We start from the raw sequence: 16,473 nt of genomic DNA on the forward strand, positions 1-16,473 counted from the left end.
GCATCGATATCGCTTTTAATGAAAGATTCTAATTGGGCTATTTCTTTTTCTCTATCTTTTTGTTGCAGTTGTAAGTTATTCATTTTTTATTGTCACAATCAAGTATTGCATATAATTGTATCATAGTCTTGATAATGATTTAGGATTGCTATAGACCCCCTGTTCGAGGCTCACGAACCAGCACGCACGTCTGGTGCCAGCGTCACGTTCGAGCCTGGTGCTCGGACAGCATGGCACACCCACCCGTTGGGACAGACCCTAATTGTCACGGCTGGCTGCGGTCTTGCACAGCGCTGGGGCGGCTCGATCGAGCAAATTCGTCCGGGGGATGCGATCTGGTTCGAGCCGGGTGAAAAACATTGGCATGGTGCCACGGCAACCACGGCAATGACGCACATCGCCATTCAGGAATGGCTCGACGGCAAACCCGTGGACTGGCTGGAACAGGTCAGCGACGAGCAGTACGAAGGAAGAGCTTAATGCTTTTGAAATGGTTTCCCGTCAAGGGGAAAAACTGCCAGAAGAGAATGCTGATTTTGGTTCTCGCCCTAACGATGTCCCTGAGTTACTCAGCCTGCCGTGCCGACAACAGGATGCCTAGCAGTGCCTCGTCGAAAATGCCGACTGAAATATCAACCCAGCAGGCAAACAGTATGAAGATAAACATCAAGGTCGGAGACAAAGCCGTTACAGCCACGTTGATCGACAGTAAAACCACTCGGGATTTTGTTTCCCTGCTGCCATTAACGCTGACGATGAACGATTTGTTTGGAAGAGAAAAGTTTGCCCGCCTGCCGAGAGCAATTTCGGAGGAGGGTGAGCGAACCAAAACGTATGAAGTTGGAGACATCATTTACTGGTCTCCCGGTCCTGATGTGGCTATTTATTATCGCCACGACGAACAACCAATCCCTGACCCCGGCATCATCGCGATCGGCAAGATCGATGCTGGCGTAGAAGCATTCAATGTACCTGGCTCTGTAAAAGCAACACTGGAGCCGATCGAGTAAGAAAAGGAAGTTCCAATAAAGACTTCCCTAATGGGCAACACGCAAAGGAGTAAAAAATGGCAACGAACGAGAATGGCAGCTACACAGGAAAGGTTGCATTTGTGACCGGAGGAGCGAGCGGCATCGGTCGAGCTGCGGCGCTGGCGTTTGCCCGTGAAGGTGCCAGCGTGGTGGTCGCTGACATCTCAGAACAGGGCAATCAAGAAACAGCTCACACGATCGAAGAACTCGGCGGTCGGGCGATCGCCGTCAGGTGCGATGTGACGCGAACCGAGGACGTGAAGGCGGCTCTGGACAAGACCGTTGAGGCTTTCGGGCGGCTGGACTTCGCCTTCAACAATGCGGGCATCGAGCCGAGGAAGGTAGCTCCGACCGCGGAGTACGACGAGGAGGAGTGGAACCGGATTATCGACATCAACCTCCGCGGCGTTTTCCTGTGCATGAAGCACGAGATTCCGCTGATCCTCAAGCAGGGAGGCGGCGCGATCGTCAACACGTCCTCGGGCGCAGGAATCATCGGCATCAAGGGCAGCCCCGCGTACACCGCCGCGAAACATGGCGTGATCGGACTGACCAAGGCAGCGGCCCTCGACTACGCCGCGCAGAACATCCGCGTCAACGCCGTCTGTCCCGGCTACATCGACACCCCGATGATCGCTCGCTCCATCGGCGCCACGGACGAAGGGCGCGCCAAGGTGATTGCCGAGGAGCCGGTCGGACGGATGGGCAAGCCCGAGGAGATCGCCGCGGCTGTCCTCTGGCTGTGCTCGGACGCGGCTGCCTTCGTCGTTGGACACGCCATGGTCATCGACGGCGGCCAAACAGTGCAGTGAGGTTCGCCGCCAACACGATCGAACCCTAAACGCACGACAACAAAGCATTGTCGCCCTCGCCACCTTCACCGCCAACGGCGATGACTCATATCGCCACTAAGGAACAGCTCGACGGCAAGACCGTGGACTGGATGGAAAAGGTCAGCGACGAACAATACCAGGCACCAAAAGTAAACAAATAGGAGCATCAATTCATGTACAACACGAAAGCTTATTCCGCAGCCAGTGCAACATCACCGCTCGCTTCCGACACGATCGCACGGCGCGATCCAACCGAACACGACGTACAGATCGAAATTCTCTTCTGCGGCATCTGTCACTCCGATGTCCATTCAGTGCGTAATGAGTGGAGCGACTTCATGTCTACTACCTACCCGATCGTTCCCGGTCATGAGATGGTGGGACGTATCACCCAGGTTGGCTCGGCAGTGACAAAGTACAAGCCTGGTGATCTGGCAGGAGTCGGCTGCATGGTTGATTCTGATGGAACCTGTCCCCAGTGCAAAGCTAACCTTGAACAGTTCTGCCCTTCCCTGACCCTCACCTACAACTCCCCAGACAAGCACTTGGGAGGCGTGACCTATGGGGGCTACTCCGATAGCATTGTCGTCGATGAACGCTTCGTTCTGCGCGTTCCAGATAACCTCGATCTCGCCGGGGTTGCGCCGCTCCTCTGCGCCGGTATCACCACCTACTCGCCCCTGCGCCACTGGGGCGTCACTAAGGACAAGAAGGTCGGCGTAGTCGGTCTTGGCGGCCTGGGTCACATGGGTGTGAAGTTCGCCCGTGCGTTCGGTGCCCACGTCGTCGTCTTCACCACCTCGCCCGGTAAGACGGAAGATGCGCTCCGCCTCGGTGCCCACGAAGTCGTGGTCTCCCGCAATGCCGACGAAATGCAAAAGCACGCTGGCAGCTTCGATTTCATCCTCGACACCGTTTCCGCCAAGCACGATATTAACGTCTATCTCAACCTGCTCCGCCTTGACGGCAACATCACCCTGGTTGGCGCACCGGAGAATCCCCTGGAGGTCGCGGCATTCAGCCTGATCATGGGCCGCCGCAGTCTCTCCGGCTCTAACATCGGCGGCATCGCCGAAACCCAGGAGATGCTCGACTTCTGCAGCGAACATAACATCACTGCCAATGTCGAAGTCATCCCCATCCAAAAAGTCAACGAAGCTTACGAAAGACTCCTCAAGTCCGATGTGAAATACCGCTTCTGTATCGATATGGCATCCCTTAAATCTGAATAACCGAGGTGGAACCTCGAAGGAGCAATCATGCAAACGCGCAAACTTGGCAACAGCAACCTAGAAGTTTCGGCGATCGGGCTCGGCTGCATGGGAATGAGCTTTGGCTACGGTTCGCCCAAAGACAAACAGGAGATGACTGCTCTTCTGGGGGCTGCCGTCGATCGCGGAATAACATTCTTTGACACCGCCGAAGTCTACGGTCCGTACTTAAACGAAGAGCTTGTGGGTGAAGCCCTCGGTCCCTTCCGCGGCCAAGTCGTCATTGCCACCAAATTTGGGTTCGACATCAGTCCGAATTCCGATCCCCGTGGCATGAAGGGTTCACCCGGACTCAACAGCCAACCGGAGCATATCAAGGAAGCCGTGGAGGGTTCGCTCAAGCGGCTGAAGGTGGAGGCGATCGACCTCCTCTATCAGCACCGGGTCGATCCGAACGTGCCAATTGAAGACGTGGCAGGAACGGTGAAGGAACTGATTCAGGAAGGTAAGGTGAAGCACTTCGGACTTTCTGAAGCGGGAGTGCAAACGATTCGGCGCGCCCATGCCGCCCAGCCAGTCACGGCACTCCAGAGCGAATACTCGCTTTGGTGGAGAAAGCCTGAAGCGGAAGTGATACCGACCCTTGAGGAACTCGGCATCGGACTTGTCCCGTACAGCCCGCTGGGCAAAGGCTTCCTCACGGGCAAGATCGACGAAAACACGACCTTTGACAGCTCCGACTTCCGCAGCACTCTGCCTCGCTTCACACCTGAGGCTCTCAAGGCGAATCAAGCCCTCATCGATCTGCTTGGCAGTATTGCAGAACAAAAGCAGGCAACGCCCGCTCAAATCGCACTTACCTGGCTGTTGGCTCAGAAGCCGTGGATTGTTCCAATTCCAGGCACCACGAAACTGCATCGCTTGGAGGAGAACATCGGGGCAGTCTCCGTCGAACTCACGCCTGCGGATCTGCGTGACATCGATGATGCCGCCGCCAAAATCACAGTACAAGGGGCGAGATACCCCGAAAAGTTAGAGCTTTTGACGGGTCGCTGAGTCCAGTTTTAGTCTCTGGGTCTGGCATAACCGCCCCTTAAACCAGACCCAACTCATCATGACAGGTTGCGATCGGATGGCACAGATCAACCCCGAACCATAACAGAGTTACTGACTGCCGATCGAAAATTGTGGGTGGAAACCCCGTGCTTTGAGCATCGGCTTTACATTTTTGTTCCTAGACCTTTTTGTCACCCTCCCAGCCCCCAGAAAACACAGAAAAATGAGAGGAAACGTGATATTTTAGTAGTTAAAACGGAATTTCTTCATCTTCATCTTCCACAGTCTTAGCCGTCATCCGCCAACTGGTAATATACTCAATTTGCACATCAATTTTGTTAATAGCTTCCCCTAACCGCTTTTGGATGTATTGAGTCAGCGTCACCATAAAATCTAACTCAACTCCCACAGATAGCGCAAGTTTTGCCAATCTAGCAAAATCTACCTTCAAAATCGAGGAACTGGATAACTTAAAATCGGGAGTATTTATCTTATTTTGCACCAACATTGCTTTTTTAATGCGCTCTTTCAGATGCTCAACTTCTGAATCCAGCAACTTCCATTCAGGCAAAATTTCTTGATACCTTTTCCCCAATGCTGTTAAATCCTCACTCTCCGGTTCCGGCGCAATTTTCTTAGTAGATTTTCGCCGCTGCTGTAGGTTGGAATTCAACCGCCAACTAGCAATCTCCTCAACTTCCAAAGATGGAGCGGCGATGAGTTCGCCTAACTGTTTTTGAATTTCTTTCGTCAGCGTTACCGGAAAATTTAACTCAATTCCCTCTGTTTGCGTCAGTTTGGCCAGCGTGAGAAAATCTACTTTCATCGTTATCGAACTGGAAAGCTCAAAATAAGAACTGTCTTTGAGCTTTTGGGCCAGCATCCCTGCTTTAATCCGTTCCTTAACTTCAGCGATTTCTGAATCTAGCGGCTTCCACTGAGATTCTATTTCCTGATATTTTTCGCCCAATGCTGCCAAGTTTTCCGTTGCAGGTTCGGGGTAACATTGGGCAAGGATTTCTAGCAGACGGCGATGCACTCCAGCTAAATAAACCGCGTCCATCTTGGCATATTCTAGCTGCTTCTGGGTCAGCGGACGCTTTGCCCAATCGCCGCTTTGTTCTGTTTTATCTACATAAGCAATGCCACAAAGTGTTTCTATTAAAGTTTTGAGTTGTCGATTAGGTAATGGCAGAATGTAAGTGGGAATCTTTCTCGCCATTTTCAATGTGCAAGTGACATTTTGAGCGTCGTCATTGCCTAGAAATCGGATGTCATAGCTGGCGTTGTGCAAGACTTTTTCAATATTTGGATTGACCATGATTTGGTTGATGAAATGTTTTGCCAATTCAGATTTATCCAAGACATCTAGTAGAAAAGTGGCATCTCCAGTCGAATCTGTGGAGTCAGCTAACACCTGAATCAGAGATAATCTGGGGTTGGATTTATAGTCTGCGATTTCTGTATCCACCCACAGGATTTTAGCTTGGGAAAATTTAGCGATGAGTGCTTTGATGTCGTTTGCTGCTGTTAAATAAGGCATTTTTACCGACTTTTGCTATTAACTTTTTGATTCTCTTATGCTATAGCAATTATCGGATCGATTGTCAACGATTCAAGCGCCGGACATGGCATTGCCGTGTCCTGGACACACGCAGATCTCAGAAACCCGGTTTCTTCCTATATTTCTCGTTCCTGTTCGCAAAACTCGTAGAAACCGGGTTTCTAGCCTCCAGTTAAAAAAAGAATGCAGTCGATCGCACTATTGAGGATTCCCGCGAACTTCCTCTAAAAACCAGTTCCCTACTTCTGTATTGTCTGTCTGGCGACTGCGGCGCAAACCTTCCTCTAATAAAGCAATTTTTAGCCCGGGCAAAACTTGAGATTCCGTCAGCCGTTCGCTTCCCCGGTTATCAATTATTTTGAAAGCAATAACTTGCGCTTTTTGTACGTCTACTACCCAATATTCAGACACTTCTAATTCTTCATAAATCATTCTTTTTGTACCCAAATCGTCAACGAGAGAACTGTCGGCAATTTCAATCGCTAAATCTGGGGAAACTAGGCTATCTAAATTCACTACAGAACTGCCGCGAGGTGCCGTTTGCACCCGGTTTCCGATGTAGTAAGAAGCATCAGGTTGAGCGCCTCTGACACCCGTTTTGGCGTAGCTACAGTTGACCAGCAGTCTCATTTTTATACCTTTAGCAATGCCAAATAAATTGATTAAGATGACGATAATTCCGTTGTCATCAGCATGATCTGGCCCTACTGCTGCCATTTCAATCCTCAACTGTCCGTTGTAATAGTAGCATTTTGCTCGATCGTACTCCGGCTGTTTAATAATTTCTATATATTCATCCCAAGTCGCTGTAACCCAGGTATCAGTTAGTAGTTTGGTTTGGAGTTGACTCATCATTACCTCACCGGAAAAAAGCTTTGACTTTTGAGGAAAAACTTCTGAGTAGGGGCGATCGCATTTTTACCATTCAGCAGTAACGTACCCACGGATCACCCTACAAACGATCGCATTTTTACCATTCAGCAGTAAGGTACGCAACGCGCACCTTACAAACTATTAACGACTATTCTGCCACTTCCTCAGATTCAGATTCTTCTGCCGATTCTTCACCAGCCGGCGGCACTAAAGCCACAGCTACGATCGAATCATCCTCATCTAACCGCTGCACCCGCACACCCGTTGCTGTGCGCGATTGAGTAGAAATTGCACTCACAGCCTGACGGATAATAATACCTCGGTTGGTAATGATCATCAACTCGTCATCTTCGTTGACAATTCGCAGCGCAGCTACCTGATCCTTACCCTTTTTCGACTTGAATTTAGTAGCCGTCAATCCCTTGCCCGCCCGTCTTTGCAGTCGGAATTGAGAAACTGGAACCCGCTTGCCGTAGCCGTTGGTGGTGATTACCAACACCGAAGGAACTTCGCTGCTAACAGTCGGAATTTCTTCGGCATCTTCGCCTTCAATTTCCTCGGCTTGCAGTTCTAATTCTTCGTCTTCCAATTCCGCATCTTCAGTTTCCAGTTCAGCAACTTCTGCTACTTCAAATTCCGAGTCTTCAGTTTCTAAGAGAGCAATTTCTGCCCCTTCAAATTCCGAGTCTTCAGTTTCCAATTCAGCAATTTCGGCAACTATTGAACTGGGCAAAATGTCCATGCTGATCAACTCATCGCCCGATCGCAATTTCATTGATTTTACACCCCGCGTCGCGCGGCCGACTGGGCGCAACTGTTCGTGATTGGTGCGGAAATGAATTGCCATGCCTTGGCGCGTACCGATGATGATGCTGTCGCCAACTTTTGCTCTCCGCACCCAGCGCAGTTGGTCGCCTTCTTCTAGAGAAATGGCGATTAATCCATTAGTGCGGATATTGCCAAAAGCTGAAAGTGCGGTTTTCTTAATGTAGCCGCCGCGAGTCAACATTACCAAGTATTCTTCGCTGGTGAATTCTGTGACTGACACCATAGAAGTGATTTTTTCTTCTATAGGAATCGGCAGCAGTTGCACCACGGGAGTGCCGCGGGCAGTCCGGGAACAGATGGGAATTTGATAAGCTTTGACAGAGTAAACTACGCCCCTGTCGCTGAAGAACAAAACGCTGTCATGATCGCAGCAGGAAAGGAAATGTTCTACTCCGTCGTCTTCTTTCATTTTCGCGCCTGCTTTGCCGCGAGTAGCGCGACTTTGGGCCTCGAAAGTGCTGACAGGCATCCGCTTGATGTAGCCTTGCTCTGTGATTAGAAGAATTGCTTGTTCGTTGGCAATTAAATCTCTTTCATCGATTTCTCCTTCGGCGTGTTCGATGACGCTGCGTCTAGGAGTGGCGATTTTGGTTTGGATTTCGACTGCTTCAAATTCGGCGATTTCTAAGATGCGTTCCCGCCGCGCTAAGATATCTTCCAAATCTTCGATTTTAGCTCGCAGTTCTTCGTGTTCTTGCTGAATTTTTTGCGCTTCTAATGCTGTCAAACGCCGGAGCTGCATTTGCAGAATTGCGTCGGATTGCTGTTCGGAAAGACCGTAATTATCCATCAATTCCTGTTTGGCTGCTGCGGTGTCGGCAGCGGCGCGAATTAGGTGAATAATTGCATCTAAGTTTTCTAAGGCAATTAATAAGCCTTGCAGAAGGTGGTCGCGTTCTTCTGCTTTGCGGAGTTCGTATTGAGTCCGGCGAGTAATTGTCTCAATGCGGAAGTCTAAGAAGACATTGAGGAATTGAGAGAGCGTAAGTAGTTGGGGTTCCCCATTTACTAGCGCTAACATATTGGCTCCAAAGTTGGCTTGGAGGGGTGTTTGTTTGTAGAGGTTGTTGAGGACGACGCGGGGATAGGCGTCGCGCTTTAGTTCGATCACGATGCGCATTCCGTCTCTGTCGCTTTCGTCGCGAATGTCGGAAATTCCATCTAATCTTTTGTCGTTAACAAGTTCGGCAATTTTCTCAATTAGCGCTGCCTTGTTTGTTTGGTAAGGCAATTCGGTGATAATAATTGCTTCTTTGTCGGGGCGACCGGGATGTTCGATGGTTTCAATGCCGGCGACTCCGCGCATTGTAATCGAACCGCGCCCGGTGGTGTAAGCATCGCGAATGCCGCCTCTGCCCAGAATTTGCCCTCCGGTGGGAAAGTCCGGGCCGGGGATGTACTGCATCAATTCCAGGTCGGTAATTGCTGGATTGTGAATTAGTGCTACTAAACCGTCAATTATTTCGCCTAAATTGTGCGGCGGAATGTTGGTTGCCATCCCTACAGCAATCCCGGAGGAACCGTTGAGCAAAATTTGGGGGATGCGTGCCGGGAGTACGAGGGGTTCTTGCTGTGAACCGTCGAAGTTGTCGCCGAAATCAACTGTTTCCGAGTCGATGTCGCGCAGCATGGAGTCGCTCGTCAGAGCTGTGAGGCGACACTCGGTGTACCGCATGGCAGCGGGCGGGTCGTTGTCAACGGAGCCGAAGTTGCCGTGGCCGTTGATCAGGCGTTCCCGCATGGAAAAATCCTGAGCCATCCGCACCAGGGCGTCATAAACCGCTGTATCTCCGTGCGGGTGATACTTGCCCAGCACCTCCCCCACGACGCGGGCGCATTTGCGGAAAGGTCGATCGGGAGTCAAGCCCAATTCGTTCATGGCGTAGAGAATGCGTCGGTGAACGGGCTTGAGACCGTCCCTGGCATCTGGTAGCGCCCGACCGACTATTACGCTCATGGCGTATTCCAAGTACGATCGGGACATCTCATTACCCAGATCCGTCGGGATTATCCGCGACTCAGAGGTGCTCATAGGTTGAAAAACTCCGTTATAAATTTAAATTTGACCGCTATAAATCTCAAAAATGCGATAAAATCGGTTTGGATTCAGTAGAGCTGCCAAATATTGCAAATTACTCCTAAAATTATATCACAATTTGCCTTTGACTTTATGGGAAACTTGCCAGAAAAATTAAGGGACGAAACAAGGACAATTGATAATTTGTCAGTTGGTGATTTGGTCAGCGGTTGGCAAAAGCTAGAAAGGTTTTTTTAGGCTGAAGGCTTTCATGGTTTCGTGAGTTTTTTTGACTGCCATATAAGAAATTAAAATGGTTACTCGATCGAAATTTTAATTTCACAAAACCGAAGGCATTATTAAAGCCAACTAAAAATCTAAAATCTAAAATCTAAAATCTAAAATCAGCCGATGCTACCCGTCATCTACTCCGAAGATTTCTTGCTGCACAAGACTGGAATGCTTCACCCCGAGCGACCAGAACGTTTAACGGCGATCGCCAACGCTCTGAAAGCTGCTCCCTGGGCGGATCAAATTCAGTGGCAACTGCCCACCCCAGTGGCGCAGCGCGAACAAGCACTGTTCTGGGCTCTCAAAAAAGTTCACGCGCAAAGATACATCAAAGAAGTCGAACATTTGGCTCATCGGGGAGGCGGCTACCTCGACGGCGATACGCCGATTTCTGCTGAAAGTTACGACGTAGCGCTGCTAGCGGTGAGTGCTTGGCTCGATGGGGTCGATCGAGTGGTGGCTGCGGGGGAACCGGCTTTTGTGCTGGCCAGGCCGCCGGGACACCACGCCGAAAACGCCCGCGCGATGGGTTTTTGCTTGTTTTCCAATGCTGCGATCGCCGCTCACTACGCCTTGGAACAGCCGGGAATCAAGCGCGTCGCCGTCCTCGACTGGGACGTGCACCACGGCAACGGCACTCAATCCTTGGTGGAAAACTGCCGGCAAATTGCCTACTGTTCCCTGCACCAATCTCCGTGCTATCCGGGAACGGGAGATGCCGAGGAGCGCGGCGCCTACGACAACGTGCTGAACATTCCCCTGTATCCGGGCGGCGGCATAGCTGAATACCTGGGCGCCTTTGAATCTCTTGTCGTACCTTTTTTGTCAAAATTTGAACCGGATTTGTTGATTGTCAGCGCCGGTTACGACGCTACTGCGTCCGATCCGCTGGCGAGCATGACTCTGGCTCCGTCAGATTACGGTACTTTCACCGGATACTGCCTGCAAATCACCCGCCGCATCGCCTTTGGTTTGGAGGGGGGTTACGCGCTCAAAGATTTGGCCGAGTCAGTTGTGGCGACTATTGACCGATGCCTAAATTAGTTGGAAAATTGGCATAGGGGAAAATGAGGTTGAGAAGCAATGAGGACGGGAGGGAAAGTTTTTGAAGGCGATAAGCGAAGCTTAGATTTGGCGATCGCGCTTGATGGCCTTTTTCCCTTTTCCTTCTGACTTCTTCCCTCTTCCTTCTGAGTTAAGTGACAAGGATCACAAATTTAAGAGATCCAAGTCACTGGCTATCAAAGTCTCCGTCACAGATTTTTCGCCCAAAAATCACACCGTGTCAATGTTTTCGATCGCCTTTGGAATCGCTCGCAGAGAGCATAATAAGATTACAATCAGCCTGTAAAAATTTTATTTGTCTCAATCAACTAGGAGGTTTATCATGTCAGTCTCCCAAATGACACTCGAAGAGTTATTTGGTCAGGTCATGTTCTCCAGCGTCGTGACTCGCCACGACCGGAGACAGCTCAGATCTGCACTCTTAGAAAGAACGCTGAATGAAGATGAGTATGCCATCATCAACCGACTGCTGTACAACGTGCGCCGCGGTTGGGTAAAAATTGTCGATTAAAGACGCCTCCGCCAACTTTCTTTAGGGGTGTTAAAAGTAGAACTTGCCACGTCGGGAAGTTTTCGCTGTTTAATATTGGGCTCGAAAGTTGGATGTGTTGGATAACGGTGTTAATTTTCAAAATCGCGCTACACATCAGCCTAGAGGTAGAGATAATTATAAAAAAACAGGTTTCGGGTGCATCTCTACTTGTTAAACAATTGTGAGTTTTGAGTTACTAACTGAGAAGTTATAATTAACTCAAAACTCATAATTTTGAGATTAAAGATTAGAGATTAGAGATTGGGAAATACTGATGAATATCAGGGTTAAGAATCTTTATAAAGTTGATATTTTTTAAACGGGTATTAAGAATCAAAACTATAACCAGTTTCCGGTTGAGGAGGATTGTGCGATCGTTACAAGCACAGCCAGTCGCATTGGTCGATCGACGATTCCGGCAATTTGAGCCCGGAAGTGTCAAAATATTAACAACCAGTTCATCCCCAAAATATATGGCTCCCGCCGTTTTAATTGAAAATCTTCAGAAACGCTACGGCACTGTAGAAGCCGTTAAAGATGTTTCCTTCAAGGTAGAACCGGGGGAAATATTTGGTTTGCTAGGCCCCAACGGTGCAGGCAAAACCACAACCCTGCGGGTACTTTGTACTTTGAGTGCGCCCGATAGCGGACGCATTGAAGTGTCTGGCATTTCTGCTGTCAGTCAGCCGAGAATTGCCAGACAAAAACTCGGCTACGTGGCCCAAGAAGTGGCTCTCGATAAGGTGCTGACTGGGCGGGAACTCCTGCAACTGCAAGCAGCGCTTTACCATTTGCCGCGCCCTAGGATTAAAGGGCGGATTGACGAAATGGTGAAACTCCTCGGTTTGGAGGAGTGGGAAAATAAAAAGACTGGCACTTATTCCGGCGGTATCCGCAAACGCCTCGACTTAGCTGCTGGATTGCTGCACCAGCCGGATGTTTTGGTGTTAGACGAACCGACTGTCGGGCTGGATATTGAAAGCCGGGTGGTAGTGTGGGATTTCCTGCGCCGGTTGCGGGAGGAAGGTACGACGGTTTTGATTACCAGCCATTATCTCGAAGAAGTTGACGCTTTGGCCGATCGCGTGGCGATTATTGACAAGGGTACAGTGATTGCTGAGGGCACGCCGGAGGAGTTGAAAAATCGGGTTGGGGGCGATCGGGTGACTCTGCGAATTCGGGAGTTTTCGCCGATGGAAGAAGCCGAAAAAGCTAAAACTCTGATGCAATCTTTGCCTTTTGTGCAGGAAGTAATTGTCAACGAGGCCCAAGGAAATTCTCTCAATTTAGTAGTAACACCGCAAAGCGATGCGCTGGTGACTATTCAGCAAGCTTTAAAAGATGCGGGATTGCCTACTTTTGGGATTGCTCAATCTCGGCCGAGTTTGGATGATGTGTATTTGGCTGCGACTGGTAAGACGCTGTTGGATGCGGAGTTGGCTGCTGCTAGCAACCGCGATTTGAAGGCGGAGCAAAAACAGGCGATGCGGTCTTAAATTATACCAACTGGTGGAAAGAGGCATCTGTAGGGACACGGCAGTGCCGTGTCCTTGTAATACGGTAAATTTTTATTATCACAGCAGCCCTTCACGAAGATCGCAACACTCTCATTCAGGACGACAATTATAGGACTTACGCAAAGCCTCTATATATACCGTTTTGTAGCGGCAATCCCTCGTGGTCGCCCCCGTCTGTGGTGATATTGCATCCAGGACTGTTTTATATAACATACTGCCCAAATGGCAGAAGAGTTTATTTTTCAATTATTATCGAGTTTCCTAGTTGTGACTCTCTTTCAGAATTTTTTTCACAACGAACTTCCCGGACAAGTTCACAAATTTCATCGATTGTCATCGGATGGGGATCGGGTGCTTATGAGTCTCTACGTCGCCGCAACTCCTCCCAATCAAAACCTGCTTTTAGCTTCTGAAAAACAGTGCTATCTGCTGTAACAGCAACTGTATATCTATCCACTGGCTTCAGTTAACTTTCAATCTCAGCCGGAATTTATAACTTACTGTTGGAATTCAAATAAACAGTAAGTAATATTAAATTTGCCAATGAATTATTGCAGGTGTTTAAAAATTATATTTTCCACAGTTTTCGGCAAAGAGTCCATGATTTTTACCAAAGTAGTGATCGCACTTGATGACATCAATTTATCCTCAAATATTGTTAAGAGTTCCCAAACTAAATTAATATGTAGCGTTTACTCATTTTACTACGATTTTCTCCTTTCATTCCAGCTACTCGATGAACAGCAATAGCAGCAGCTACCCCGCCCTCTCAACTCCAAATAGCCTATAATCAAAGCATCCTGCCAAAATCGCTTTCAACATATTTCCTGTAAACATAATCACAACAGTCAAAATCAACAACAAGCAATTATGAGCGGTACTGTTACATCCCCCAACAACCTCAACCAGCAGCGGCCAATCTCCACGGCATCCGCTGACACTTCCAGTTCCCTGCTGGGCGACTTCATCCAAGAAACACTCGCCTTAACCAAGCGCCTGTTTATTCAATTGCAGCGCCGCCCCTCGACGCTAGTTGCAGGCATTATTCAGCCGCTGATGTGGTTGGTTTTGTTCGGAGCTCTGTTTGAAAATGCACCCGCCGGCTTGTTCGGCGAAAGCCAGAATTACGGACAATTTCTCGGCGCTGGTGTAATCGTTTTTACAGCTTTTGCTGGGGCGCTTAATGCTGGTTTGCCGATTATGTTCGATCGCGAGTTCGGATTTCTCAACCGCTTGTTAGTCGCGCCGCTGGCTTCCAGATTTTCGATCGTCCTAGCTTCCGCTATTTTTATCGTCACCCTCAGCTTTATCCAAACCGGCACAATCGTTACAGCGGGCGCGTTTTTGGGCGCGGGATTCCCCGGAATTGCCGGACTAGGGGCGATCGCCATAATTGTCCTACTATTAGTTTTGGGCGTCACCGGCTTGAGTCTGGGTTTAGCCTTCGCTCTTCCCGGTCACGTAGAATTAATAGCGGTAATTTTTGTTACTAACTTGCCGCTGTTATTTGCCAGCACAGCCCTGGCGCCGCTGTCATTTATGCCAGACTGGCTGCAAGTTGTGGTGACTCTCAATCCTCTGAGTTACGCGATCGAACCCATCCGCTATTTGTACCTGCACAGCGATTGGTCGCTAGCCAGTGTCGTGATGTACGCTCCTTGGGGTAATGTTACCTTTGGAGGAGCGCTGTTAGTATTGCTAGCCTTTGATTTGGTGGCGCTGCTGAGCATTCAACCGCTGCTGCGACGCAGGTTTGCTTAGTTAGGGCGATCGCGGCAAATCTGCGGGCGATCGTTTAACCTGCACCGTCAATGGTAGGGACGCGGCAATGCCGTGTCCTTAGCCCCAGGCAAGCAATATAATATTTAGTCGCAAGTCAGAATATTGTTTAGATAGAATTGTTTTTTTGAAAGTTCAACTAATAAATTATGAACACCAAAACTTCCAAATCCGGCAAATTGATGATGGGGATTGCTGCAAGCGCGATCGCGTCCTGTGCTCTGTTCTCCCCTCAAGCAAGCTTCGCTCAAGCCAGCGGTTTAAATAATGCCCAACCGCTGCAAGACTTTCAAACTCAAGACAATACCGACCCATTTTCCGGCAGCAGCAGCGGCAGCGCAATATTTGATTTAATTCACAGATCCCAATTGGGAGGCGGCCGCAGCATGGAAGAATTTAATACCGAACAGCGCCAAAATTTGAACGATGCGGCCGCAGAATTTCGGAACAAACAGCGCCAACTACTGGAAAAGCAAGCTGTACCTTCTGAAGGAGCGATCGCACCAGCAGAAATTACCGCCCCTGTCCCTTAAATTTATCACTGCTGTTTGCTCATTTCTGAGTCCGCGTGGGCGAAGCCAGCGCTTAGGCGGACGAAAGTTTGTCTAGCAGCGATTTCAAGATCCGAATCTTATCTAAAAACCATCGCCCTTAATCCCGTTCCAACCACACCCGCATTTTACCCGGATTCAGCAAACCGTAAGGATCGACCAACTCTTTAAACTGCAACTGTTCCATATTAATACTTTTCATCCCTCCATCTTCCAATATATAAGTGTGAGGATTAGCAATTAGCGCGCCTTGGTGTTCGTGATAGCGAATAATTTCATTGAGCCGTGATTCCGTACTGTAGCGAACTATTTGCAAAGCTGCGGCGATCGCCCTGCCGTTCATCCGCAAAAACTCCAAGTGCATCATCACCTCATCCCCATAATAATTGTATAGTTCCTCAATCAATTTCAAACCTCGATCTGCGGGAAAAAGCGTCTGCAAATAAGTCAGAGACGGGTCAGCGCTGCGAGCGTGCAGAGTTGTATGATTCCAAGTAAATTCAGCAATTGCTGCACCTTTGCTCGCTGCTTGCGCGTTTTTTTGATAGCAAATTGTGCCGCCATATTCGCCCACCAAATCTTGCAGCGGTTCCAGACAAGATTCAGCTACCATTAACAAAGCGCAGTGCTTACCTTCAGGAATCTCCTCGCGGAAAGCAGCAAAATAAGCAGGAATCGGCCAAGCACAAACACAAATTAGTTTTTTGATAATTCCGTCAGCATCGCCCAAAGCTTGACCGAAGTTGGCCGATGTCATAAAATCGTCAAAAGCGACGATGATTTCCGCCCAAGCATAAGCAGGGGCGAGGGGAATTTCTAACTCAGTAATAATCCCATTTGTGCCGTAAGCGTGATTGACTTTTTGCACTTCATCGCCGCGCAATTCGATGACGCGGGGCTTGTCTTCCATTGTAACGACTCGAACGCCATGAAGATTTCCCCGATCGCGCAATTGCCCGTAAGTTATCGAACCAATTCCCCCGCTACCGCCGCCGATAAATCCCCAATCGTTGCGGTGCGATAGGTTGAGGGAACCATCCGCAATTCCCAAGCGGTTTCTCGCGCTTGTTTGTCGAAAACCGACATTTTTATCCCCGGTTCTACGCAAGCTAAACCCGGTTTTATCCAGCGGATAATGTTCATTTTGCTGGTCTCTAAAATGACGCCGCCGTTGAGATAGCTTGACAACTTGCGCGCGATCGCTAATTATTTCGATTCCCCATAGTTCCGAATAAAAAGCATCCCAGTCAATACTTTGAATCGCAGTTGCAGTCATTTTGTTTCCTAAATCCTGACAGTATTATATATTTTTTTAAGCAGAACTT

15 protein-coding genes are annotated in these 16,473 nt (G+C 49.1%); 11 read left to right on the forward strand and 4 right to left on the reverse strand.

The features are described from left to right. The first annotated feature begins 150 nt into the window (after positions 1–150). The 5 genes from E5S67_RS06130 (at position 151) to E5S67_RS06150 (ending at position 4,131) form a co-directional block, all read left to right on the forward strand. Entirely contained in the window at positions 151–480 is a 330-nt protein-coding gene (locus E5S67_RS06130) for a (R)-mandelonitrile lyase (protein WP_422614720.1), read from the forward strand. Next, a complete protein-coding gene (locus tag E5S67_RS06135; protein WP_172186187.1) occupies positions 480–1,010 on the forward strand; it encodes a cyclophilin-like fold protein in 531 nt (176 codons plus the stop codon). The genes E5S67_RS06130 and E5S67_RS06135 overlap by 1 nt, the downstream gene beginning before the upstream one ends. Positions 1,011–1,066: 56 nt before the next feature. Beyond that, positions 1,067–1,843, forward strand: a complete 777-nt coding sequence (locus tag E5S67_RS06140) for an SDR family oxidoreductase (protein WP_172186188.1) — start codon at positions 1,067–1,069, stop codon at positions 1,841–1,843. A 194-nt stretch (positions 1,844–2,037) separates the two neighbouring features. Then, a complete protein-coding gene (locus tag E5S67_RS06145; protein WP_172186189.1) occupies positions 2,038–3,096 on the forward strand; it encodes an NAD(P)-dependent alcohol dehydrogenase in 1,059 nt (352 codons plus the stop codon). 27 nt (positions 3,097–3,123) lie between these two features. Next, entirely contained in the window at positions 3,124–4,131 is a 1,008-nt protein-coding gene (locus E5S67_RS06150; RefSeq protein WP_172186190.1) for an aldo/keto reductase, read from the forward strand. Between the two features lie 250 nt (positions 4,132–4,381). Here the strand turns inward: E5S67_RS06150 and E5S67_RS06155 are convergent, their stop codons facing one another. The 3 genes from E5S67_RS06155 to gyrA all read right to left on the reverse strand — a co-directional run bounded on the left by E5S67_RS06155 (position 4,382) and on the right by gyrA (position 9,428). Next, positions 4,382–5,674 carry a ribonuclease D gene (locus E5S67_RS06155; protein ID WP_172186191.1) on the reverse strand — a complete coding sequence of 431 codons (1,293 nt, stop codon included), beginning with the start codon at positions 5,672–5,674 and terminating at the stop codon, positions 4,382–4,384. 219 nt (positions 5,675–5,893) lie between these two features. Continuing rightward, positions 5,894–6,550 (reverse strand): Uma2 family endonuclease, encoded by a 657-nt coding sequence (locus E5S67_RS06160; RefSeq protein WP_339382754.1) that lies wholly within the window; start codon positions 6,548–6,550, stop codon positions 5,894–5,896. A 166-nt stretch (positions 6,551–6,716) separates the two neighbouring features. Next, a complete protein-coding gene (gene gyrA / locus E5S67_RS06165; RefSeq protein WP_172186192.1) occupies positions 6,717–9,428 on the reverse strand; it encodes a DNA gyrase subunit A in 2,712 nt (903 codons plus the stop codon). A gap of 396 nt (positions 9,429–9,824) precedes the next feature. Here gyrA and E5S67_RS06170 point away from each other — a divergent pair, with 396 nt between their 5' ends. The 6 genes from E5S67_RS06170 (at position 9,825) to E5S67_RS06195 (ending at position 15,130) form a co-directional block, all read left to right on the forward strand. Continuing rightward, positions 9,825–10,748 carry a histone deacetylase family protein gene (locus E5S67_RS06170; RefSeq protein ID WP_172186193.1) on the forward strand — a complete coding sequence of 308 codons (924 nt, stop codon included), beginning with the start codon at positions 9,825–9,827 and terminating at the stop codon, positions 10,746–10,748. Between the two features lie 343 nt (positions 10,749–11,091). Next, positions 11,092–11,280, forward strand: a complete 189-nt coding sequence (locus tag E5S67_RS06175) for a hypothetical protein (protein ID WP_015175516.1) — start codon at positions 11,092–11,094, stop codon at positions 11,278–11,280. 494 nt (positions 11,281–11,774) lie between these two features. Continuing rightward, a complete protein-coding gene (locus tag E5S67_RS06180) occupies positions 11,775–12,797 on the forward strand; it encodes an ABC transporter ATP-binding protein (protein WP_172186252.1) in 1,023 nt (340 codons plus the stop codon). Between the two features lie 243 nt (positions 12,798–13,040). Next, on the forward strand, positions 13,041–13,253 hold the full coding sequence (locus tag E5S67_RS06185) for a hypothetical protein (RefSeq protein WP_172186194.1): 213 nt from the start codon (positions 13,041–13,043) through the stop codon (positions 13,251–13,253). 435 nt (positions 13,254–13,688) lie between these two features. After that, on the forward strand, positions 13,689–14,579 hold the full coding sequence (locus E5S67_RS06190) for an ABC transporter permease (protein WP_172186195.1): 891 nt from the start codon (positions 13,689–13,691) through the stop codon (positions 14,577–14,579). A gap of 167 nt (positions 14,580–14,746) precedes the next feature. Continuing rightward, entirely contained in the window at positions 14,747–15,130 is a 384-nt protein-coding gene (locus E5S67_RS06195; protein WP_172186196.1) for a hypothetical protein, read from the forward strand. Between the two features lie 118 nt (positions 15,131–15,248). On the opposite strand, the gene E5S67_RS06200 is transcribed toward E5S67_RS06195, so the two are convergent. After that, positions 15,249–16,424, reverse strand: coding sequence for an FAD-binding oxidoreductase (locus tag E5S67_RS06200; protein WP_422614719.1), 1,176 nt, complete (start codon positions 16,422–16,424; stop codon positions 15,249–15,251). Positions 16,425–16,473 lie beyond the last annotated feature (49 nt).

Source organism: Microcoleus asticus IPMA8 (assembly GCF_013179805.1).
Lineage (GTDB): Bacteria > Cyanobacteriota > Cyanobacteriia > Cyanobacteriales > Microcoleaceae > Microcoleus > Microcoleus asticus.